General features: G+C 53.2%; 18 protein-coding genes and 1 pseudogene. 17 read left to right on the plus strand and 2 right to left on the minus strand.

Annotated features, from left to right (window positions below; translation table 11 throughout):
- The first annotated feature begins 12 nt into the window (after positions 1-12).
- Positions 13-1611, plus strand: a complete 1599-nt coding sequence (hemZ, locus tag ACTQ1N_RS05295) for a coproporphyrinogen dehydrogenase HemZ (RefSeq protein WP_441955338.1) — start codon at positions 13-15, stop codon at positions 1609-1611.
- Between the two features lie 72 nt (positions 1612-1683).
- On the opposite strand, the gene ACTQ1N_RS05300 is transcribed toward hemZ, so the two are convergent.
- Positions 1684-2673 (minus strand): hypothetical protein, encoded by a 990-nt coding sequence (locus tag ACTQ1N_RS05300; RefSeq protein ID WP_441955340.1) that lies wholly within the window; start codon positions 2671-2673, stop codon positions 1684-1686.
- 290 nt (positions 2674-2963) lie between these two features.
- Here ACTQ1N_RS05300 and ACTQ1N_RS05305 point away from each other — a divergent pair, with 290 nt between their 5' ends.
- The 6 genes and pseudogenes from ACTQ1N_RS05305 (at position 2964) to tsf (ending at position 10817) form a co-directional block, all read left to right on the plus strand.
- Positions 2964-4502: an efflux RND transporter periplasmic adaptor subunit gene (locus ACTQ1N_RS05305; RefSeq protein ID WP_441955342.1), complete on the plus strand. Its 1539-nt coding sequence runs from the start codon at positions 2964-2966 to the stop codon at positions 4500-4502.
- A gap of 14 nt (positions 4503-4516) precedes the next feature.
- Positions 4517-5188, plus strand: a pseudogene (locus ACTQ1N_RS05310) (ABC transporter ATP-binding protein); the annotation flags it as partial.
- A gap of 125 nt (positions 5189-5313) precedes the next feature.
- Positions 5314-7527 (plus strand): hypothetical protein, encoded by a 2214-nt coding sequence (locus ACTQ1N_RS05315; protein ID WP_441955344.1) that lies wholly within the window; start codon positions 5314-5316, stop codon positions 7525-7527.
- A gap of 15 nt (positions 7528-7542) precedes the next feature.
- Positions 7543-8805: an ABC transporter permease gene (locus ACTQ1N_RS05320; protein WP_441955346.1), complete on the plus strand. Its 1263-nt coding sequence runs from the start codon at positions 7543-7545 to the stop codon at positions 8803-8805.
- A 233-nt stretch (positions 8806-9038) separates the two neighbouring features.
- The gene (gene rpsB / locus ACTQ1N_RS05325) at positions 9039-9794 is read left to right on the plus strand and encodes a 30S ribosomal protein S2 (protein WP_441955348.1); all 756 of its coding nucleotides are present in this window, start codon (positions 9039-9041) and stop codon (positions 9792-9794) included.
- Between the two features lie 84 nt (positions 9795-9878).
- The gene (gene tsf, locus ACTQ1N_RS05330; RefSeq protein WP_441955350.1) at positions 9879-10817 is read left to right on the plus strand and encodes a translation elongation factor Ts; all 939 of its coding nucleotides are present in this window, start codon (positions 9879-9881) and stop codon (positions 10815-10817) included.
- 81 nt (positions 10818-10898) lie between these two features.
- Here the strand turns inward: tsf and ACTQ1N_RS05335 are convergent, their stop codons facing one another.
- A complete protein-coding gene (locus tag ACTQ1N_RS05335) occupies positions 10899-11174 on the minus strand; it encodes a DUF1294 domain-containing protein (protein ID WP_441955352.1) in 276 nt (91 codons plus the stop codon).
- 174 nt (positions 11175-11348) lie between these two features.
- On the opposite strand from ACTQ1N_RS05335, the gene ACTQ1N_RS05340 reads away from it, so the two are divergent.
- The 10 genes from ACTQ1N_RS05340 to ACTQ1N_RS05385 all read left to right on the plus strand — a co-directional run bounded on the left by ACTQ1N_RS05340 (position 11349) and on the right by ACTQ1N_RS05385 (position 23418).
- Positions 11349-11717, plus strand: coding sequence for a RidA family protein (locus ACTQ1N_RS05340; RefSeq protein WP_441955535.1), 369 nt, complete (start codon positions 11349-11351; stop codon positions 11715-11717).
- 168 nt (positions 11718-11885) lie between these two features.
- Positions 11886-13331 (plus strand): glycogen synthase GlgA, encoded by a 1446-nt coding sequence (gene glgA, locus ACTQ1N_RS05345; protein WP_154523886.1) that lies wholly within the window; start codon positions 11886-11888, stop codon positions 13329-13331.
- Between the two features lie 151 nt (positions 13332-13482).
- Positions 13483-13968: an RrF2 family transcriptional regulator gene (locus ACTQ1N_RS05350; RefSeq protein ID WP_441955355.1), complete on the plus strand. Its 486-nt coding sequence runs from the start codon at positions 13483-13485 to the stop codon at positions 13966-13968.
- A complete protein-coding gene (locus tag ACTQ1N_RS05355) occupies positions 13965-15164 on the plus strand; it encodes a cysteine desulfurase family protein (RefSeq protein WP_441955357.1) in 1200 nt (399 codons plus the stop codon). Before ACTQ1N_RS05350 ends, ACTQ1N_RS05355 begins: the two co-directional genes overlap by 4 nt.
- Before the next feature lie 117 nt (positions 15165-15281).
- Positions 15282-16289: a type I glyceraldehyde-3-phosphate dehydrogenase gene (gene gap / locus ACTQ1N_RS05360; RefSeq protein ID WP_441955359.1), complete on the plus strand. Its 1008-nt coding sequence runs from the start codon at positions 15282-15284 to the stop codon at positions 16287-16289.
- Between the two features lie 188 nt (positions 16290-16477).
- Positions 16478-17689, plus strand: coding sequence for a phosphoglycerate kinase (locus ACTQ1N_RS05365; RefSeq protein ID WP_441955361.1), 1212 nt, complete (start codon positions 16478-16480; stop codon positions 17687-17689).
- Positions 17690-17749: 60 nt separating this feature from the next.
- A complete protein-coding gene (gene tpiA / locus ACTQ1N_RS05370; protein ID WP_320808974.1) occupies positions 17750-18502 on the plus strand; it encodes a triose-phosphate isomerase in 753 nt (250 codons plus the stop codon).
- 307 nt (positions 18503-18809) lie between these two features.
- Positions 18810-20123: a homoserine dehydrogenase gene (locus ACTQ1N_RS05375; protein WP_441955364.1), complete on the plus strand. Its 1314-nt coding sequence runs from the start codon at positions 18810-18812 to the stop codon at positions 20121-20123.
- Positions 20120-21664 (plus strand): 2,3-bisphosphoglycerate-independent phosphoglycerate mutase, encoded by a 1545-nt coding sequence (gene gpmI, locus ACTQ1N_RS05380; RefSeq protein WP_441955366.1) that lies wholly within the window; start codon positions 20120-20122, stop codon positions 21662-21664. The genes ACTQ1N_RS05375 and gpmI overlap by 4 nt, the downstream gene beginning before the upstream one ends.
- 152 nt (positions 21665-21816) lie before the next feature.
- Positions 21817-23418, plus strand: coding sequence for a S1C family serine protease (locus ACTQ1N_RS05385; protein ID WP_441955368.1), 1602 nt, complete (start codon positions 21817-21819; stop codon positions 23416-23418).
- Positions 23419-23456: the final 38 nt, after the last annotated feature.

Consider the following 23456-nt stretch of genomic DNA (forward strand, 5'->3'; position numbering starts at 1 on the left):
GGCAGGAATCAGATGACAGAAGAAAAGAAGGTCAGGATCATCCTGAACGACAGAAGCTATGAATACGATGTCTATACGCTGGTAATCGCGTTCTTTCAGGGGATCCCTGTCAGCGTCTCCGATCCGGCATCTCAGAAGGACAGAGATTATGACGATGTGTCAGGGCTCTGCCAGGGGGAACGGGTGCCAGGTCGGACAGGAGAAACAATTACACAGGGGCAGCTGACAATCGAGGTCACAATTTCAGGCAGGAACATCACGGTTGAAGCCAGGAGGGCGGACCATCTGCTGGTCAGGCGGACAGCAGAAGCCGGAGAGAAACTGCAGACCGGGCAGCTGATGGAAGGCCTGACGCGGACACAGCTGCCGGAGGCACAGAAGAGGCTGTCTGTCAAGAATGCCCTCAAGCGCTGCCTGTACGACTGCCTGTCTTCGCTGACGGGCAGGACGCTTCCATGGGGAGATCTGACAGGAATCAGACCGGTGAAGCTGGCATCTGCCTTTCTTGAGAATGATCAGGATGAGGCATCCGCAGAAGCGGACCTTCAGGCTGAGTATCTTGTGAGTACCCGGAAGGCCAGGCTTGCGGTTTCCATCGCCTCGAGAGAACAGAGGATTTTAAGAAACATCCATCCGGAGAGGGGATATTCCCTGTATATCGGAATCCCATTCTGCCCGAGCATCTGCCTGTACTGTTCATTTTCGTCCGGAACGATCGGAGTCTGGCAGAAGGAATCGGACCATTATGTCGATGCGCTGATCCATGAGATGGCGGCCTGCGGAAGGCATGCAGAGCGGCCGTGTTTCCCAGGGAGAGAGCTGCAGACGGTTTACATCGGCGGAGGCACTCCGACAACGCTGACCGCGCAGCAGCTGGAAAGGGTCTGCAGTGCGCTGGAGGAACATTTTGACATGGATCGGGTGCTGGAGTTCACGGTGGAAGCGGGAAGACCGGACACGATCACGGAGGAAAAGCTTGCGGTGCTGAAAAAGCACCGTGTCAGCCGGATTTCCATCAATCCGCAGACGATGAACCAGAAAACCCTGGATCTGATCGGCAGGAAACACACGGTGGAGCAGACAGAGGAGGCTTTCAGGCTTGCCAGATCGATGGGGTTCGACAACATCAACATGGATCTGATTGTCGGACTTCCGGGAGAGGGGCCTGAGGAGGTTGACCGGACAATGTGCGCGCTGGAACGGCTGGATCCGGATGACATCACGGTTCATGCGCTCGCACTGAAGCGGGCAGCGCGTCTGGCGCTCCATATGGATGAGTACGAATCCATTTCCTTCCGGGCGTCAGATGAGATTATGGAGCGTGCGCATCAGACCTGCCGGAGACTGGGGATGACGCCGTACTACCTGTACAGGCAGAAGAATATGGCCGGCAATTTTGAGAATGTCGGTTATGCAAAACCCGGACATGCGGGGATCTACAATATTCTGATTATGGAGGAGGTTCAGAGCATTCTGGCACTCGGCGCTTCGGGGTCAACCAAGGTGATCTATCCCGGCGGAAGGATCGAGCGGATTGAGAATGTCAAGGATGTGAGAAGCTACCTTGACAGGATCGATGAGATGATTCGGAGAAAGGATGTCCTGCGCTGACGGTCAGAAAAGGCCAGGCAATCAGACTGTTGCAGAGCTGTTTCTTGTGCAGACGGCCGGACCGGCGTATGATCAGCTTTCATGGAAGAGATCAGCGGCTGCGGTCATATCGCCGAGGAGGGCATTCGTCAGACCGGAGGTATCCACAATCTGCCAGCCGCTCTTACGATTTTCCAGACGAATGCTGACAGGAACGGTTTTCGGGTCAGCGTTCTCCTCAAGGGCTTCTCTCAAAAGCAAGACGCTCTTACCGGAGAGAGCTGAATCATCGGCCGTGATGGAGTCCGTTGTCTTCGCATAGTCAATAAGCTTCTGGTGGTATGAGGAGAGAACGGAAGACATGTCGACAACCGTAACCTGAATGGAAGCCTGTGCGACGCTGCCTTCTGTCCGCACCTCTTCGATCGTGTATTTGAATACATCTGCAGCCTTCTGATAATAAAGATCATTCAGTTTTTCGCTGTCCTGTGAGGAGATCTGAAAGAGGTCCGGAGAGTTCAGTTCTTCTGCCCATTCCTGAGGAGACAGGGTCTTGTAGCGGTCAAGGTAAACGGAGAGAACGTCGTTCGGACTCAGAAGGTCCGGATCATTCAGCTTTTCAATCAGTCCTCCTGTCAGAAGTGTGCGGAGTGCACTGTCAGAGACGATGGTCCAGTCTCCCTTGTTTTTTGTAAGATGGATCGTTTCTCTGGTCGCTGTTTTCTGAAAGCTTCCGGAAGAGAGGACGTTTTTCATCAAGGTGTAGATTTGATCTTCCTGTCCGTCACTGGAAAGAGTGCTTTCGTCATCGGAAAGCTTTTCGTTGTATTCCTGGCGAAGCTGTGTTTTCCGGATTGAGCTGGCAAGTGCGTCCGCGTCAAAGCCGGTCGCTTCCACGTCGACCGCTGCGGTTTCACCATCGATGTGACTGTCCAGGATGCGGAAAGAAAACCCGGAGAAATAGGCGCGAAGCGCTTCCCTGCCGGTGTCAGACAGATCGGAGAAAGAGGCGCTCTGGGCACCAGAGGCAGAAGGGGCAAAAAGGTCAGCGGCGTCCTTGCTGCCTTGCTGTTCAATCAGCATGAGACTGTCCCGGACAGCCTTCTCGGGCGCGTTCAGCCGATGGGCATGCCGGGCAATCCCGACGCAGACAAGCACAGCCGCGGCGCAGGTACACAACACTGCAGGTATGAATTTGGTTTTTTTCAGTATTTTCATGAAAACATTGTACTGAATGCGTTTTGGAAAGTCAATATCGATAAAAGTAGATATAACAGTATGTTGTTCACGTTTCTGTCACAGATCAGCCGTAAGATGGAAACGGATCAGGCTCGTTTACACGAAGCCGAAGACAGGAGATTAAAGGCAGGTTCATGTCGATGAAGAAGGCAATTGTCACACTGGTTATCGTAGCTGCTGTCGCGGGAACCGGATACGGGCTCTACAGAACAGGAAAGCTTCAGACATTTACAAACGAATATCTTGGAAAGGTGATTCCGGCCCTCAGCAGGGAAGATGAGACGGAAAATGCGGGAGGCAGGGTGTCCTCCACGGATCCGAACGCCGTCTACCTTGACAGCGTGCGGACACTTGCGAATCTGGGAAGCGGGGACGGACTGATTGAGAAGTTCTCCGGGAAGGTTGAACCGCAGGAAACCAAAAAATACAGCATCGCCAGCGGACGGAAGGTAGCGGAGACTTATGTTCAGGAAGGCGATGAGGTCAAAAAGGGGGACAGGCTCTTTCGTTATGATACCGAATCAATGAAGGACAAACTTGAACAGGCGAAGATTGACCTCGAGCGGCTTCAGAATTCGGTCGACGTGTCGGAAGCGAAGGCAAAGGAGCTGGAGAAGCAGCTTGCATCTGCCAATACACCGGAAAAAAAGCTGCAGGCACTGGAGGAAGAGAACAACCTCAAGCAGCAGAAACTTGAGCTCAAGTCCAAGCAGGCCAAGATCGACAGTATCAATGAACAGATTGAGAACTCGACGGTGACCTCGGATATCGACGGGGTTGTCAAGACGATCAACGAAAGCGCAGCTTCCGGGGACTCGGATTCGCAGGTCGATTCCACGGATTCCGGAAACTCCTCCGCTTACATTACGCTTCTCAAGGTCGGAACGTACCGGATCAAGGCGTCATGCAATGAGCAGAATATTGGTTCGATCTACGTTGGAGAACAGGTCCTGGTGCATTCCAGGGTGGATGCATCCACCATCTGGAAGGGGGCAATTATGCAGATCAAGGCCGATCAGGGCAGCGACAGCAGCGCCGACAGCAATTCCGGATATTCGGACCAGGACAGCAGCGGTAACAGCTCCACCAACTATCCGTTCTATGTGGAACTGAAATCCTCCGACGGCCTGATGCTCGGACAACATGTCTATATTGAGCAGGATCTTGGGCAGGCTGACCAGAAACCGGGGATCTGGCTTGATGATTACTATTTTGCAAAGGATGCCGATGGCAATGCCTATGTCTGGGCGGCATCAGACGATAACACGCTTGAAAAGCGGAAGGTAGAGCTGGGTGAGGAAGACAAGGACCAGCAGAAAACCGAGGTGAAGAGCGGCCTTGATGCGGATGACTATATCTGTCAGCCGTCGGACAGCCTGAAGGAAGGCATGCCGGTCGCCTACAATGATGATACCGCCACGGGCGATGTGAATCTGGACGAGGAAGGCAGCCTGGAGACGGAGACGCTGCCGGAAGGCATCATGGGCGGAGCCGGAAGCCCGTTTATCGGGGACGGCGCGAATCTTGATCTTTCCGGGACAGAGTCCTGGACGGAGGGAACAGAGGTGTACGATGCCGACAGCGAGGAGACGGAGGTGCCCATGGTTCCGATTGATCAGTCGTCGGAGGCTCCGATTGCGGATGATTCGGCGGACAGCGATGGGATAAACTGAGCGGAGGCATTCAATTGATCCTGAAGTTAGAACATATCAATAAAGCCTACCATACAGGCAAGCTGGATGTCCCTGTGCTCCACGATGTATCGCTCCATGTAGAAAAAGGAGAGTACGTCGCCATCATGGGACCTTCCGGCAGCGGAAAATCAACCCTCATGAATATCATCGGCTGCCTGGATCGACCCGATTCAGGGACATATGAACTCAATGGGGAAGATGTGCTTGGAAAGGACGACAATTCGCTCGCGAAGATCAGACTCATGAACCTGGGGTTCGTTTTCCAGAATTTCCAGCTTCTTGCGAGGGAGACAGCGCTTGAGAATGTTGCTCTGCCGCTTGTCTATGCAAAGGTGCCGAAAAAGGAGCGCAGGGAAAGAGCACGCGAGGCGCTGGAGAAGGTCGGGCTGGGCGACAGGGTTTTATTTACCCCGGGACAGCTTTCAGGCGGCCAGAAGCAGAGGGTTGCAATTGCCCGGGCGATGGTGAACCGCCCGGGGGTTCTCCTGGCGGACGAGCCGACCGGTGCCCTGGATTCTCATTCCAGTCTCCAGATCATGGAGCTGTTCCAGCAGCTGAATGAGGAGGGGGTCACCGTGATTATGATCACGCATTCGCCTGACATTGCAGCCTATGCAAGAAGAGTCTGCGACATTTTTGATGGTGTGATCTCAGAGCGGAACGGACAGGTCAATGCAGCGCAGCAGGCGGAGCGGAAAGCGGAGGCAGAAGCAGAGGAGGCGCTTGCCAGAATGAGACAGCGCTCGGCGGATCGGCTCAGACACGGCTCTTTGACAAAGGAGGAGCCATCATGAAGGTAAAGGGATTGATCATTTCCATCGCGGCTGGAACGGCACTGATTGTCGGAACGGCTTATGGAATCGGGATGGGGATGAAGAAAAAGGCTCAGCCGGTCGAGGTTGTATCGGTTCCGAGTGTCAATGAGGCTTCAATGGGGGGCATGGGGGCTGCCAGTACCCTCTACGGAACCATTATCTCAAAGGATACACAGTCCGTGGAGCTTGATACATCGCATACAGTCAGGAAGGTTTATGTAAAGCAGGGAGACAAGGTCAAGAAGGGCGACAAGCTGATGACCTATGACATGGATCTTGACAAGCTCAAGCGTGAAGCACAGGACCTGACAAGGCAGGGACTTGAGCTGACGCTGACCAGCATGCAGAAGGACCTGGCAACGATGCAGAGCGGCAGACTCCCGGCAAACTACGGGAGCGGGGATGAATACCAGTTTTTCAACGGGGCCGATTCGTCGAATGCAGATTCGGATGATGACAGTGCCGATGTGGAGGACGAAGACAGTACACTGACACAGGCTGCGGACACAGTCGTTTCCGGTCAGGGGACGTCTGCAGGGGATTCTTCTGCAGAGGGCAGTCAGAACCAGGATGCTGCCGGCAGTGTACAGGCACAGAATCCGGCGTCAGAGAAGCCCGAAGCAGTGTCCGGAGACGATGGAGCGGTTGTCTCCGGGAATGGTGACGACACCGGTAACCAGGTCATCATAGACCCGGGGAACGAAGGCAGTGATGATTTGCCGGGGGATGGGCAGACCGTCATCCAGGATGACAGCGACAGCACACAGGAGGCAGATCCGGATACGCTGACAGCGGTTAATACCTTCCTGTCCGATGTGAACCGCCTGACGGGCCTGGCGAATGAAGGCTTTGACAACCTTTCATCCGACGCGGCCGCCGCAGTCTTTCAGGAGGCGTTTGAGCTGTTCCGCTCAAAGCTGGCCGACAGCGGCGAAACAACTGTGACAGACTTTTTCGGAGCATCAAGGACGGTAACAACCTATGCTGTGAAAAGCCGGGTCGCGGCGATGACGGGCAATGCAACCGCAACGGTTCTCCAGCAGGCCTATGACAGACTTTGCGTGTATCAGTTCATCAATGCGGTCCGGCAGATTTTCCCGGGGCAGATGAACCCGTCCGGTGCCTACGATTCGGCAGCCGTCAGTGCGGTTTCTGACAAAATCCATGCGGCGGCGGATGCCTATTATCAGCTGCAGAGCAGCGCGTGTACGGTTGATGAAAACGGAAACATCGTTTTTTCAACAGAATTCTCCGCGCTCAATGATCCCTCGTTTGGCGACCAGAGTTACGGAGCCTATTTCACCGGGCTGATTCAGACATTGAACCTGAATGGGCAGACTTTGTTCCCGGAGAACCCGATCCCGCAGACAGAGATGGAAATGTCAGAACCGGGCTTCCCGGGTGATGACGGCGGCGATGGCGGCGGAACGACTGCGCAGGAGCTTCAGCAGGCGATCGAGCAGCAGAAAAAGGACATTGTCGAGTGCCAGCTTCAGATCCGGGAGGCAAACCTGGCGATCAAGGAATATGACGCAGACCTCCAAAACGAGACGGTCACGGCCACGATGGATGGAATTGTGAAGCAGGCAGGAACAACGACGGAGCAGCCGTCCTCTGGCGGGTTCATTGTCATCACCGGAAAGGCTGGTATGTATGTCCAGGGAACGCTGAGTGAGCGGTCACTCGACAGCCTGAAGGTCGGGGATATGATTTCAGGAACCTCGTGGGATACCGGAAGCACGTTTTCAGCGAAAATCACGGAGATCTCCAAATACCCGTCCGACTCCGAAAGCAATATGTACTACTATGATTCGACGAATGACCAGAATTCCTCCCAGTATCCGTTCCTGGCGTATATTGACGATGCAGAAGGGCTGACAGCGGGATCGACTGTCGAGCTGAGCGTGACATCCCAGGATACAGAATCGGGCCTGATGCTTCCACCTTATCTGATCCGGACGGACTCTGCCGGTAAGAGTTTCTGCTATGTGCGCGGGAAGGATGACAGGCTTGCGAGAAAATATGTGAAGACCAAGGATACAGGATATGGGCTCACAATGATTCTGTCCGGACTCAATTCGGATGACTACATCGCTTTTCCATATGGAGACGATGTGAAGGACGGCGCGCCGACGAAGAAAGTCGAGACGCTGAGTGCAGTCAGCGGAAGCTACTACGGCGTCGGCTGAAGGGGTGTGAAATACATGCTTGAGAATATCAGACTTGCATTCCGTGGAATCGCTTCGCACAAGATGCGTTCGTTTCTGACCATGCTCGGGATTATCATCGGAATTGCGTCCATCATGTCAATTGTATCCACGATCAAGGGGACAAATGACGCGCTGCGCGACAAGCTGGTGGGCTCGGGAAACAACACGGTGAAGGTCAGTCTTTCTTCAGGGGGACAGGAGCTGAGCATCTACGACGCATCCTCTGTGCCGCAGAATATACAGCCGATTGCGGACGAGACCAGACAGAAGATCGCGGATCTGAAGACGGTGAAACAGGTCACCCTCTACAATAAACGGTTTGTGACGGACAGCTCCGTCTTCTATGGAGATAATTCTGTCAGCCAGTTCAATATGTACGGTGTGGACGATGTCTACTTTGACACCGTCGGGTACCGCCTGAAAACCGGGAGAGCATTTCTGGAGAGCGACTACACTTTGTTCAGGAAGGTGATGATCCTCGATCAGGTCGCTTCACAGAAACTGTTCCCGGATACGGATCCGCTCGGTAAAACGGTCGAGTTCATGGGACAGCCATTTACGGTGATCGGCGTCATGTATGAGCCGGACGACTACGAACCCGATATCCAGACAGTGGAGGATTACTACAACAACCAGGATAACTCGAACGGACTGTTTTTTATTCCGAAGGCGGACTGGCCGATTGTGTTCAATTACGACGAACCGGAAAATGTGATTGTAAGGGCAACCTCTACGGACGATATGACGACTGCCGGCGGGGCAGCAGCCAAGATCCTGAACCAGACGATCACCAGCACTTCCGATGACACACCAAAGTACCAGGCGGAGGATCTGCTCGGGATTGTCAAGAGTCAGCAGAAGCTTACAGCTGCAGCCAATATGCAGCTGATCTGGATCGCAGGAATATCGCTCCTGGTCGGGGCAATCGGTGTCATGAATATCATGCTCGTCTCTGTTACGGAGCGGACGGCGGAGATCGGCCTGAAGAAAGCCATCGGTGCGAGGCAGAGTGCCATCCTTGGACAGTTTCTGACGGAGGCAGCTGTCCTGACAACGATGGGCGGTCTGATCGGTGTCGGAGTCGGTGTCCTGCTTTCTTACCTGATCAATCGCTTTTCCGGTATTCCGGTCGCGATCTCTATCCCGTGGTCGGCAGGCGCTGTTCTGATATCCATGCTGATCGGTGTCATATCCGGCCTTCTGCCGGCACAGAAAGCAGCCAGGATGGATCCGATCAATGCACTGAGACGGGAATGAAAATCTTATGTGGCAATTGTGCAGGATATTTGCAGGGGACGCCGGGGACGACAGTGGAAACTGTGCGCAGAAACTGCGCAGAAACTGTGTAAGAAACAGGTTGCACAGCAAAGAAAACAATGATAAACTGAAAAAGTTGCGAAAAAGCACGCATGCGGATTCTGCGAAGGGTGCCCATCCGGGCTTTCACAGACCTGAAACGTGCGGAAGAACAAAACCAAAGGAGATATGACATGAGTGTACTTTCTATGAAGCAGCTGCTGGAAGCAGGCGTTCACTTCGGACATCAGACAAGAAGATGGAACCCCAAGATGGCTCCGTATATCTATACAGAGCGCAACGGCATCTATATCATTGACCTTCAGAAGACGGTCGGTATGATCGATGACGCTTATAATGCTGTCGGAGACATCGTTGCAAACGGGGGAAGCATCCTCTTTGTCGGAACCAAGAAGCAGGCGCAGGACTCCATCAAGGCAGAGGCTGAGAGATGCGGAGAGTTCTATGTCAATGAGAGATGGCTCGGCGGTATGCTGACCAACTTCAAGACCATTCAGAGCCGCATCAAGCGCATGAAGGACATCAAGAAGATGGAAGAGGACGGGACATTTGATGTTCTGCCGAAGAAGGAAGTCATCAAGCTGAAGAAGGAGCTTGACAAGCTGGAGAAGAACCTCGGCGGCATCGAGGAGATGAAGAAGCTTCCGGATGCGATCTTCGTTGTCGACCTGAAGAAGGAGAAAATCTGCGTGGAGGAGGCTCACGCGCTGGGAATCCCGCTGATCGGCATCTGCGATACCAACTGTGATCCGGAGGATCTTGATTATGTCATCCCGGGCAATGACGATGCAATCCGCGCCGTCAAGCTGATTGTCTCCAAGATGGCGGATGCAGTCATCGAGGCACGCCAGGGTATGGAGCAGGCTGAGGGCGAGACGGCCGAGGCTGAGGAAGAGGCAGCGCCGGTTGATGCAGTAGCAGCCGAGTAAGGGATGCCTTTGATCATTCATTTCAAAACGAACAGGCGCGGAAGACCTGCGTACTTCCGCATCTCATACTGAAGGAGGATATATATGGCTATCACAGCTGCTCTGGTTAGAGAACTGAGAGAAGAGACCGGTTCCGGTATGATGGACTGCAAGAAGGCGCTTGTCGCAACAAACGGCGACAAGGAAGCCGCAGTCGAGTGGCTCCGGAAGAAGGGACTTGCAACGGCAGAAAAGAAGTCCGGAAGAATTGCTTCCGAAGGCCTTTCCATGATCGTTGTCTCCGATGACGCCAAGAAGGGTGTTGCGGTTGAGGTTAACTCCGAGACCGACTTCGTTGCTCAGAACGAGAAATTCAGAAACTATGTCAAGACCATTGCAGATCAGGCACTTGGCACAAAGGCCGCAGATATCGACGCATTCCTTGCTGAGACCAGCAAGGCTGATCCGACAAAGACGGTTGCAGAGTACAATGCAAGCATGATCGCCGTCATCGGTGAGAACCTGAAGATCCGCCGCTTCCAGCAGCTGGAAGAGCAGAACGGTTTTGTTACCGGCTACACGCACATGAATGGTAAGATTGTCGTTCTGGTCGATGTTGAGTCTGATGTGGACAACGAGGCTGTCCGGGAGATGGGCAAGAACATTGCGATGCAGATCGCAGCTCTGAATCCGAAATATACCAGCGATGCAGAGGTTCCGCAGGATTACAAGGATCATGAGATTGCTATCCTGACGGAGCAGACAAAGAATGACCCGAAGATGGCAGGAAAGCCGGAGAAGGTCATCAGCGGTGCGGTGATGGGCCGTCTGAAGAAAGAGCTCAAGGAGATCTGCCTGCTTGATCAGGAGTATGTCAAGGCTGAGGACGGAAAGCAGTCTGTTGCTCAGTATGTCGCTTCTGTAGCGAAGGCTCAGAACGCAAAGATCAACATCAAGGGCTTTGTCCGTTTTGAGACCGGCGAAGGGCTGGAGAAGAAGAACGAGGACTTTGCGGCAGAGGTTGCTGCTCAGCTTCAGAAGTAAGAACTGTATGATCAGGGCTTGAAGCCAGAGAAGGGGATGCTGCATGGTACATGGATACCATGCAGCATCCCTTTTTTCAGTTCATTCCATGATACGGGCCTGCAGCAGACGGAACAGGATGACCTGAATCACCAGGATCGATGGGACACCGATGGAGAACTTCAGTTTCCTCGTTTTATGATGAAAGAGGTACATGCCTGCCAGCGCCCCGATGCTGCCGCCGGCGGCTGCCAGGATGAGCAGTGTTTTCTCCGGAATCCGCCACTGATTGTGAACGGCCCTGTACTTGTCGGTGCCGTAGGCAATCAACGTGATGATATTCAGCACAACCAGATACAGAACTGCAGCAGAATCCATATAGAAAACCCTCCCGTTTTGAAAGATGCAGCCCGCCGATATGATGATTCCTGGCCGCCATTCAGACATGATGATACAGCGTCTGTCTGTCAGTGAAAAGAGGGAGCTTGATTTTCTGCTGTGGAGGCGGGTATAATTGCTGCAGGGTTCTATAAAGAAAAAGGAGGCAGAATGATGAAGGTTGTATCGACAGAGAAGGCACCGGCGGCAATCGGCCCTTATTCCCAGGGGATCGTGACCGGAGGACTCGTATTTGTGTCCGGACAGACACCGATTGATCCGCAGACAGGAAAGTTCGCGGAGGATATCGCAGCGCAGGCTGAGCAGAGCTGCAGGAATGTCGGGGAGATTCTGAAGGCAGCCGGAAGCGGTTTTGAGAGGGTTGTCAAGACAACCTGCTTCCTTGCAGATATTAAAGATTTCAAGGCATTCAACGAAGTCTATGCGAAGTATTTTGTTTCGAAGCCTGCACGCAGCTGCGTGGCGGTGAAGGATCTTCCGCTTGGCGTAGGGTGCGAGATCGAGGCTATTGCAGAAGTTTGATACCGTGATCAGGAAGAAGGACAGAGGTGTCCCCGGAGAAGAGATTTTCCGGGGACTTTTTTCGGATTTCTTCTGGAAGTAAGATCAAGTGTGGATATATTTGTTCAGATGAGTTATGATATGGGAAATAGAACATGAAAATCCCGGAAAGGATTGGAGGATATCAGCATGAAAAAGATACTGTTTGTGGCATCGGAGGGCGTGCCGTTTATCAAGACCGGGGGCCTTGCCGATGTGGTTGGATCGCTGCCGAAGTGCTTCGACAAGGAGAAGTATGACTGCCGCGTGATCCTTCCGAAGTATATGTGTATGAGACAGGAGTGGAAGGATAAGATGCAGTATCTGACCCACTTCTATATGGATCTGTCCTGGAGAAGTCAGTATGTCGGTATCCTGGAGATGGAATACCAGGGTGTACATTTCTATTTCATTGACAACGAGTACTATTTTGCAGGCCCGAAGCCCTATGGAAATATCTATCAGGATGTGGAGAAGTTTGCGTTTTTCTCGAGGGCGGCGCTCTCTGCGCTTCCGGTCATCGGATTTCAGCCGGATATTGTCCACTGCCACGACTGGCAGACTGGACTTGTGCCGGTATACTTGAAGGACAGCTTCCATCAGGGAGATTTCTACCGGAACATGAAGTCAATCATGACCATTCACAACCTGAAGTTCCAGGGCGTCTGGGATGTGAAGACCATTCAGGACATTACAGGACTGGACAAGTCTTATTTTACACCGGATAAGCTGGAGGCATACGGGGATGCCAATTACCTGAAGGGCGGTATTGTCTACGCAGACTGGATCACGACGGTGTCCAGAACTTACGCGGAGGAGATTAAGACGCCGTTCTATGGGGAACGTCTGGATGGCCTGATGCGTGCGCGCTCCAACTGCCTGAGCGGAATTGTGAACGGAATTGACTATGATGAGTACAATCCGGAGACCGATCAGTTTATCGAGCAGCCTTACAATGCAAGAAATTTCCGTAAGGAGAAGATCAAGAACAAGAGGGCGCTGCAGCGGGAACTTGGGCTTGAGCAGGACGACCGGAAGTTCATGATCGGCATTGTTTCGAGGCTGACAGATCAGAAGGGCTTTGACCTGATTGCGTACATGATGGACGAGATTTGCCAGCAGGATCTGCAGATTGTCGTGCTTGGAACAGGTGAGGAACGATATGAGAATATGTTCCGCCATTTCGCGTGGAAGTATCAGGGAAAGGTCTCGGCGAACATATATTATTCTGAAGCGATGAGCCACAAGATCTATGCATCCTGTGATGCATTCCTGATGCCGTCCCTGTTTGAACCGTGCGGGCTGAGCCAGCTGATGAGCCTCCGCTACGGGACCATCCCGATTGTCAGGGAGACGGGCGGACTGAAAGATACGGTGGAGCCTTACAATGAATATGAGTCGACCGGAACCGGATTCTCATTTGCAAACTATAACGCTCATGAGATGCTTGGCACGATCAAGTACGCGATGGACGTCTTCTATAACCGCAGAAGAGAGTGGAACAAGATGATCGACCGCGCAATGGCGAAGGATTTCTCGTGGAAGACTTCCGCAAAACAGTATGAGGAGCTGTACGATCACCTGCTGGGCTGGTAAGCAGGGGTAAGAAGAAGGATTAGTAAAAAAGAGGGGCAGCGGGGGAAACCTCGATGCCCCTCTTCTTCCTTGACGCTGCGGATGTCCTGTGATATATTTTTTTAATTCCAAGTAAATTACTAGGATTAAAATATCGGAGGAAAGAACGAGCATGAAATTATCCACGAAGGGCAGATATGGCCTTCGGGCTATGATTGATCTTGCATCTCATATGGATGAGGAGACGGTCTCCCTGAGCAGCATTGCCCGCAGGGAGAGTATTTCGGAGTCCTACCTGGAACAGCTGGCATCCTCGTTGAAGAAGGCCGGCCTTGTCACATCAAGCAGAGGAGCGCAGGGAGGTTACAGACTTGGACGGGATGCTTCTGAAATCTCGGTCGGAGATGTGCTGAGAGCCTGCGAGGGCAGTACAGATGCGGTTTCCTGCCCGGGCCTGAAGTCGGAATCGGCCGGGAAGGAGACCGGCTGTGCCGGGGCAGAGATGTGCGTGTCAAAGTATGTCTGGGAGAAAATCAATACGGCGATCACGGATACAGTCGATGGCATCTATTTGTCTGAGCTTGTCAAAGAATCGAGAAAGGCACGAACCGGTCATCCGGATGAGCTGCCTGGCTGTGCTGCAGGAGGAAAGAGATGAGCGGGGATAAACCGGAATTCATCTATCTGGACAATGCAGCAACAACAAGGACACTTCCGGAAGCAGTCTCGGTTATGCTGCCGTTTTTTACAGAAACTTATGGCAATGCTTCGGCGGTGTATGAAGCCGGGCAACTCTGCCGCAGTGCGGTCATGCGGTCCAGAAAGACGATTGCAGATCTGATCGGGGCGGACAGGGACAAGATCTATTTTACCTCCGGGGGAAGCGAGGCGGACAACTGGGCCCTCAAAGGTGTGTTTGAACTGGCGCTGGACAAAGGCAGAGAAAAACCGCCTCATATCATCACCACGGCAATTGAGCATCATGCTGTTCTGCACACCTGTGAGTGGCTGCAGAAAATGGGGGCGGATGTCACGTTCATTCAGCCGGACAAGGAAGGGTTTATCAATCCGGAGGATGTAGAGCGGGCGATCCGGAAAGAGACGGTGCTGATCTCTGTGATGCTTGCAAACAATGAAATCGGCACAATTGAGCCGATTGCCAGAATCGGACAAATCGCACACGATCACGGCATCCTGTTTCACACAGACGCTGTCCAAGCATATGGACAGATTCCGGTGAGTGTGCGGGACATGTACATTGACCTGCTTTCCGCCAGCAGCCATAAGCTCTATGGCCCCAAGGGCGTGGGATTTCTGTATATCAGGAGAGGCATTCAGCTGCCGGCCCTGATTCACGGGGGCGGTCAGGAGCGCGGAAAGCGGGCAGGAACCGAGAATGTTCCGGGAATCGTCGGATTCGCGAAGGCAGCGGAGGCTGCAGGCGGGCAGATGGAAGACCGGATGAAGCAGGAGAGACGTCTCCGCAGCCAGCTGATCAGGCAGGTCATGGACAGGATTCCGGGGACGCTTCTGAACGGACCGGCTGCAGCTGAGAATGAGCGTTTCCCGGAATTAAGAAGGCTGCCCGGCAACGCGAATTTCTGCTTTGAGGGAGTGGACGGAGAGGCACTGCTGGCGCTGCTTGACATGCAGGGAATTTGTGCTTCTTCCGGGAGTGCCTGCTCCGCCGGTTCGCTGGATCCCTCTCATGTACTGCTTGCGATCGGAAGAAATCATGCACAGGCAAGAAGCAGTGTGCGGTTTAGCATCGGCGCGTTTAATACGGAAGAGGAGATCACGCAGACCGTGAGAATCCTTGAGCAGGACGTCCGGAAACTTCGGGCATATACTTGATTTTTCGGAAAAGTGAATGTAGAATATTTAACAGGTTGAGCGCCGTGGACTGCTTGCGGTTATGATGGCGGCTCGACAGAAAACTTATAGTTTTTCTTTATCCAGGAGGATTAAATTATGGCAGTAAGAGTTGCAATCAATGGCTTTGGCCGTATTGGACGCCTTGCATTCCGTCAGATGTTCCAGGCACCGGGTTATGATGTTGTCGCAATCAACGATCTGACCAGCCCGGAGATGCTTGCTTACCTTCTTAAGTATGATACAACTCATGGTCATTATGAGGGCACTGTTGAGTCTACCGATCATTCCATTATTGTCAACGGCAAGGAGATCGAGATCTACAAGGAGAAGGATGCAAAGGATCTTCCTTGGGGCGAGCTGAAGATCGATGTCGTTCTGGAGTGCACCGGCTTCTACACCAGCAAGGCAAAGGCTCAGGCTCATATCGATGCAGGCGCCCGCAAGGTTGTCATCTCTGCTCCGGCAGGCAATGACCTTCCGACCATTGTCTACAATGTCAACCACAAGACTCTGAAGGCTTCCGATACCATCATCTCCGCAGCTTCCTGCACAACGAACTGCCTTGCACCGATGGCAAAGGCTCTGAACGATCTGGCACCGGTTGAGTCCGGATTCATGACCACCGTTCATGCTTACACCGGTGATCAGATGGTTCTTGACGGACCGCAGAGAAAGGGTAACCTTCGCCGCAGCCGTGCAGCAGCTCAGAACATCGTTCCGGCTTCTTCCGGCGCAGCTAAGGCAATCGGCCTGGTTATCCCGGAGCTGAACGGAAAGCTGAACGGCGCAGCTCAGCGTGTACCGGTCGCTACAGGATCTACCACCATCCTTGACGCTGTTGTCGACGGAGTGGTTTCTGCAGATGATGTCAACGCTCAGATGAAGAAGGAGTCCACCGAGTCCTTCGAGTACAACACCGATGAGATCGTTTCCTCCGATATCATCAACAGCAGGGCTGGTTCCATCTTCGATGCAACCCAGACAAAGGTTCTTGATATGGGCAACGGCAAGACGCTTGTTCAGGTTGTTTCCTGGTATGACAACGAGAATTCTTACACCAGCCAGATGGTTCGTACCATCAAGTACTTCTCTGAGCTTCAGTAATTGAATCTCAACTGAATTACGATAAGACCTGAGGAGGTCCGGTCTGAAAGGACCGGACCTTTTCTTCGGTTTCAGGAAGAACATGACAGGACACCAGCCCTGCACCTGTTTTCATCAGGAGAATGACGCTCAGGGGAGAAGGCAGAAAGGGGCTGCTGGTCTGGTATTCAAAAAGGAGGCATACTGACATGCTGAAAAAAAAGACCGTTGATGACATCAACGTAAAAGGAAAGAGAGTTCTGGTCCGCTGCGACTTCAACGTTCCGCTGAAGGATGGCAAGATTACGGATGAGAATCGTCTGGTAGCAGCACTTCCGACGATCAAGAAGCTGATTGCAGATGGCGGAAAGGTCATTCTCTGCTCTCATCTCGGGAAACCGAAGGGAGTTGCGGATCCGAAGCTTTCCCTGGCTCCGGTTGCTGCACGCCTGAGCGAGCTGCTCGGACAGGAAGTAAAGTTTGCAGCGGACGATAATGTTGTCGGCCCGAACGCAAAGGCAGCTGTCGAAGCCATGAAGGACGGGGATGTGATTCTGCTTCAGAACACCCGTTACAGAGCCGAAGAGACGAAGAACGGCGAGGAATTCTCCAAGGAGCTTGCTTCTCTGGCAGATGTTTTTGTCAATGACGCTTTCGGTACTGCTCACAGAGCACACTGCTCCAATGTCGGTGTCACAAAGTATATCAAGGGCGACTGCGTCGTCGGCTATCTGATGCAGAAGGAGATCAAGTATCTCAGCAATGCGGTCGACGATCCGAAGCGCCCGTTTGTCGCGATTCTTGGCGGCGCAAAGGTTGCTGATAAGCTGAACGTTATCTCCAATCTGCTTGAGAAGTGCGATACGCTGATTATCGGCGGCGGAATGGCGTACACCTTCCTGAAGGCAAAGGGATACGAGGTCGGAACCTCTCTGCTTGATGAGACGAAGGTTGATTACTGCAAGGAGATGATTGAGAAGGCGCAGAAGCTTGGCAAGAAACTTCTTCTCCCGGTCGATGCGGTTGTGACCGATCATTTCCCGGAACCGATCGATGCGGAGATTGAGACAGCGGTTGTCGATGCAGACAAGATTCCGGCTGACAAGATGGGGATGGATATCGGACCGAAGACGGTAGCTCTTTACACGGATGCAGTGAAGACTGCAAAGACGGTCGTCTGGAACGGACCGATGGGTGTGTTCGAGAACCCGATTCTTGCAAAGGGAACAAAGGCAGTTGCTGCGGCACTTGCAGAGACAGATGCAGTCACCATCATCGGCGGCGGCGACTCTGCGGCAGCAGTCAACCAGCTTGGCTATGGCAGCAAGATGACGCATATCTCTACCGGCGGCGGAGCTTCTCTTGAATTCCTGGAGGGGAAGGATCTTCCGGGCGTTGTCGCTGCTGACGATGCAGAGTAATCAATAGAGATTATTCGAAGTGAAAGACATTTGATTGTAGTAAAAGGAGATTATAAAGCCATGGCTAGAAAGAAGATTATTGCCGGCAACTGGAAGATGAACATGACTCCGACCGAGGCGAAGGCTCTGGTTGAAACCCTGAAGCCGCTTGTTGCCGGGGCTGATACCGATGTTGTTTACTGCGTACCGGCAGTTGATATTGTCCCGGTCGTCGAGGCTGTGAAGGGAACAAATGTCACGGTTGGCGCTGAGAATATGTATATCGAGGAGAAGGGAGCCTTCACTGGTGAGATTTCCCCGAACATGCTTGTCGATGCAGGCTGCAAGTGGGTCATCATCGGACACTCCGAGAGACGTCAGTACTTCAATGAGACAGATGAGTTCCTGAACAAGAAGGTTCTGAAGGCGTTTGAGCATGGCCTGACACCGATCCTCTGCTGCGGCGAGACGCTTGAGCAGAGAGAAGCAGGTGTGACCCTCGACTGGATCCGCCTTCAGATCAAGTCTGATCTCCAGGGAGTGACAAAGGAGCAGGCGGCTTCCATGGTCATCGCATACGAGCCGATCTGGGCAATCGGAACCGGCAAGACGGCAACGGCTGACCAGGCTGAGGAGGTCTGCAAGGCAATCCGTGATACCATCGCAGAGATCTATGACACCGATACGGCTGAGAAAATCCGTATCCAGTATGGCGGATCGATGAAGCCGTCTAACTGCAAGGAGCTGCTTGCAAAGCCGGATATCGACGGTGGTCTGATCGGCGGCGCATCCCTCAAGGCGGACTTTGCGGCGATCGTCAACTACAATAAGTAATACAGACATCTGACCATGAAGGGCAGGCCATGCGGCCTGCCTTTTCATTTGCAGGCGGGGTGTTGATCCGTGAGCCGGCGATCCCGTATGCGGAGGAATCCGGCTGGCGGAATCGTGCGAATCACGCTCGGCTATTATGCAGAAGGACCGCGCATGCAAAATGAATGACCGGTGCATTTACAAGGAGCTTGGCGGTATGGTAAGATGACTGCGCTGGCCTGATCGCCAGAACTGATTGCAGATGAGTGACAACTGACTGGCAGAAGCCGGAACGGGTCAAACCGGCATCGGCAGGATGGAAAGAGACATGGGAAAAGACGGAATGAATGTGGCACTTCTCGGCCTTGGAACGGTCGGAAAGGGCGTCTACAAGGTAATGAAAACGCAGCGGCCTGAGATGCCTCAGAAGCTGAACACGGTCCTGAATCTGAAGAAGATTCTGGTGCGGCATCCGGAGGCGCATGTGAAGGATGTGGATGACCCTTCCATATTGACCAGCGACTATTCACAGATTGTGGATGATCCGGATATCGACATCGTCATCGAGCTGATCGGCGGCATTGAACCGGCCTGCACTTATATCCGGGACGCTCTTGAGGCGGGGAAAAGCGTTGTTACCGCGAACAAGGATCTGATCGCGGAACGGGGCGGAGAGCTGATGGAGATCGCCGAGGAAAACCATGCGGAGCTGAGGTTTGAGGCTTCCGTAGCCGGCGGTATCCCGATTATATCTCCTCTGAAGAACAGCTTGTCTGCCAACGAGATCAGCGAGGTCATGGGAATCGTCAACGGGACGACAAACTTCATCCTGTCCAAGATGACGGATGAGGGGATGGACTATGAGCAGGCGCTGAGAGAGGCGACCGCGCTGGGCTATGCGGAGGCGGATCCGACCGCTGATGTCGAGGGTTATGACGCAGCCAGAAAGATGGCCATCATGGCTTCCATCGCTTTTCATTCCAGAGTCACATTCCGGGATGTCTACACGGAGGGGATCACGAAAATCACGGCGCAGGACATCGCTTACGCGAAGACGCTTGGTTGGGTTATCAAGCTGATCGGCCTTGCGACAAACGGGAAGGAAGGGATCGAGGTTCGGGTGCATCCGATGCTGATCCCGCAGGCTCATCCGATCGCGACTGTGAACGGATCCTACAATGCCGTCTATGTACGCGGCGATGCCGTTGGGGATGTCATGTTCTATGGCAGAGGAGCCGGTGAGATGCCGACAGCCAGTGCTGTGATGGGGGATGTCTTCTCCGTCGCACGCCACACTGTTTATCACTCCCAGGGAACGACAAGAGACAATGTATACCGGAAGATTCCGATCCGCAGGATTGAGAACACGGTCTCCAGCTATTTCCTGAGAATGGAGGTGGAGGACAAGCCGGGTGTCCTGGCCACGATTGCCAGCATCTTCGGCAACAATTCCGTTTCGATTGAGCAGGTGATCCAGAAGGACAAGATCGGGACAAATGCCGAGCTTGTCATCATTACAAGCCCTGTTCGGGAACGCCATATCAGGGACGCGCTGCTGATCATCAATTCAAGCAGCGTTGTGAAACGGGTTGCAAGCATGATCAGGGTGTATATCGATCAGAGAGAAGGAGAAATATCATGAGCAAGAGACCAACAGTACTGATGATTCTGGACGGGTACGGACTGAATCCGCGGAAGGATCACAATGCAATCGCAGAGGCGAATACGCCTGTCATGGACAGACTGATGAAGGAATATCCATTTGTACAGGGACAGGCGTCCGGGGAGTATGTCGGACTTCCGGACGGGCAGATGGGCAATTCAGAGGTCGGGCACCTGAATATGGGGGCAGGCCGTATTGTATATCAGGATTTGACGAAGATTACGAAAGCGATCCGCGATGGGTCTTTCTTTGAGAATCCGGCGCTGAAGGGTGCTATGGAGAATGCAAAGAAGAATGATTCCTCCCTGCATCTGTACGGACTCGTTTCGGATGGGGGCGTTCACAGTCACATTTCCCATATCTTTGCGCTTCTGGAGATGGCAAAGAGGGAGGGACTGAAGAAGGTCTTTGTACACTGCTTCCTCGATGGACGTGACACGCCGCCGGATTCCGGAGCAGGATTTGTACAGCAGGTCCAGGATAAGATGGACGAGCTTGGCATCGGCAAAATCGGCGTTGTCTCCGGCCGCTACTATGCGATGGACCGTGACAACAGATGGGACAGAGTCGAGAAGGCATACAGAGCCCTGACGCTGGGAGAGGGCGTGCCGGCTTCAAGCGGCGTGCAGGCAGTGAAGGATTCCTATGCAAATGGGGTGACCGATGAGTTCGTCGTTCCGGCAGTTGTGATGGAGGATGGCAAGCCGGTCACCACGATCAAGGATGGTGATTCAATCATCTTCTTCAATTTCCGTCCGGACCGTGCGAGAGAGCTGACCAGATGTTTCTGCATGGATGATTTCAATCAGTTTGACAGAGGACCGCGCAAGAAGGTTTACTATACCTGCTTCACCGACTATGATGTGACGATTCCGAACAAGCATGTCGCCTTCCCGAAGACCGAGATCAAGGAGACGTTCGGAGAATTCCTCGCACAGCATCATATGACCCAGGCCAGGATTGCCGAGACGGAGAAGTATGCACATGTGACCTTCTTCTTCAATGGCGGCGTGGAGGCTCCGAATCCGGGCGAGGACCGCATCCTGGTCAAGAGTCCGAAGGTTGCGACGTATGATCTTCAGCCGGAGATGAGCGCGCCGGAGGTCTGTGACAAGTTTGTTGACGCGATCAAGTCCGGAAAATATGATGTGATTATTACCAATTTCGCAAATCCCGATATGGTCGGACACACCGGGGTGGAGCCGGCCTGCATCAAGGCCATCGAGACGGTCGACAAGTGCGTCGGACGGGTTGTCGATGCGCTGCTCGAAGTGGACGGACAGATGTTCATCACGGCGGATCACGGCAATGCGGAACAGCTTGTGGATTATGAGACGGGTGAACCGCTCACATCCCATACGACAAACCCTGTTCCGTTCATCCTGGTCAACTATGACCCGGCTTACACCCTCAGAGAGGGCGGCGCGCTGTGTGACATCATCCCGACGCTGATAGAGATGATGGGTATGAAGCAGCCGAAGGAGATGACGGGAAAGAGTCTTCTGGTGAAGAAAAACTAAGTGATACCGTTGAATAGGCGCTGAAGGGCAGACTCCTGCGGGAGCTGCCCTTTTTCAGATTGACACACAGAATCAGCTGAATTTTCACACCTTTGACACAGAAGCTTCTTAAGATAGGAGTTATCATTTGAATGCATGAAAGGAGCTCTCCAATGTACGATAAGAAGCTGAGAAACAGAAGAATCTCTGCAAGGGTGCTGGCGGCGATTCTGACCGCAGCGATGAGCGTGAGCGCAGCCCCATATACATTTGCCGGAACGATCCTCCAGACCGGGAAAGAGGCTGCCAGTCAGACGGAAACGGAGGAGCAGACAGAAGCTGACACGCAGGATGTATCTGCTGATAAGAAGGATTCGGAAAAGAGCAGCTACCCGCAGCTTGAGACGACGGGGACACAGGACGCAAAGGTCACAGCGATTGATGTTTCAGATGTCGTGGATGCATGTATGCCGTCCATTGTCACCATTTCTGAGAAGAGTGTTCAGGAAGTCGAGGATTACTTTGGCGGGAAGCATAGTGTTGAGGAAGAGGGTGCAGCATCGGGATTTATCATTGCGCAGACCGCTGACGAGCTGCTGATCGCGACGAATAATCACGTTGTGGACAATGCGACGGACGTCACAGTTGCCTTTTCAGTTGACACAGACAATGAAGAGGACAAGGTCGTTGCAGCCAAGGTGAAGGGAGCAGATCCGTCGACAGATGTGGCTGTTGTCGCAGTTCAGTTGAAGGATATCAAGGAGGATGTGCTGAAGCAGCTGAAGGTTGCTGTGCTCGGGGATTCTGACAAGCTCAAGGTCGGTCAGACTGCGATTACAATCGGAAACACACTTGGACAGGGACTGACTGTGACATCCGGCATTATCGCGGCGCTGAACTGCAAGGTTGAGACGGACGAGGGAACCTGGACAGAGTTCCAGACCGATGGCGCCGCTAATCAGGGACAGAGCGGCGGAGCTGTCCTGAATGCAAAGGGCGAAGTCATCGGAATTTTCAACGCAGGCTATCTGGAAGGAGATAATGTCGGGTATGCAGTCCCGATCAATACCGCGATTCCGGTTCTGCAGGACCTGATCAACCGCAAGACGAGGGATGCGCTGGACGATTACGGGTATCTTGGCATTACAGTGGCACCGGTGACAGATGAAGCCAGCCAGATGTATAATATCCCGAAGGGCGCATATGTTTACTCGGTTGAGAAGGGATCCGCCGCTGAGAAGGCAGGTCTTCAGAAGGGCGACGTCATCACAAAGTTTGACGGCCTGTCGATTGATTCCAGGGATACGCTTTTAAAGAAGATTCAGTATTATGCTCCGGGTGAAAAGGTGAAGATTGCCTATGAAAGGGCTTCCGGAAACAGTTATGAGGAAAAGACAGCGGAGGTTACGCTTGGCGAGGCAACCGATGAGGTGAAAGCAGCCAGGAAGGAGCAGAACGCATCTGACAGTTCTGACAAAAAGAACTCAGACGGAGACAAGGCTGACGGACAGGACAAGAACAGTGATGACAACGACGGATCCTCAGGCGACACAGACGACGGGTCCCAGACGCTTCCGCCGTCAGATGGCAGTGACGGAGACGGGAGCATCACGATTCCATGGGGCAGCTTTTTCGGCGGACAGGACGGAAGCGGCAGTGGAAATGAGTTCGGTTATCCATTCGGCGGAGGTTCCGGAAACGGCTCTGGCATTCCGTACAGCGGACAGGATGGGAATGCTTCAGGGACCAATGGAAGTGGAAGTGCAGAATTCTGAATGTGAGTTCCGGACCTGATTGCAGAAATCGCCGGGCA

The sequence above is a fragment of the Porcincola sp. LCP21S3_C12 genome (assembly GCF_052118625.1).
Classification (GTDB): domain Bacteria; phylum Bacillota; class Clostridia; order Lachnospirales; family Lachnospiraceae; genus Porcincola.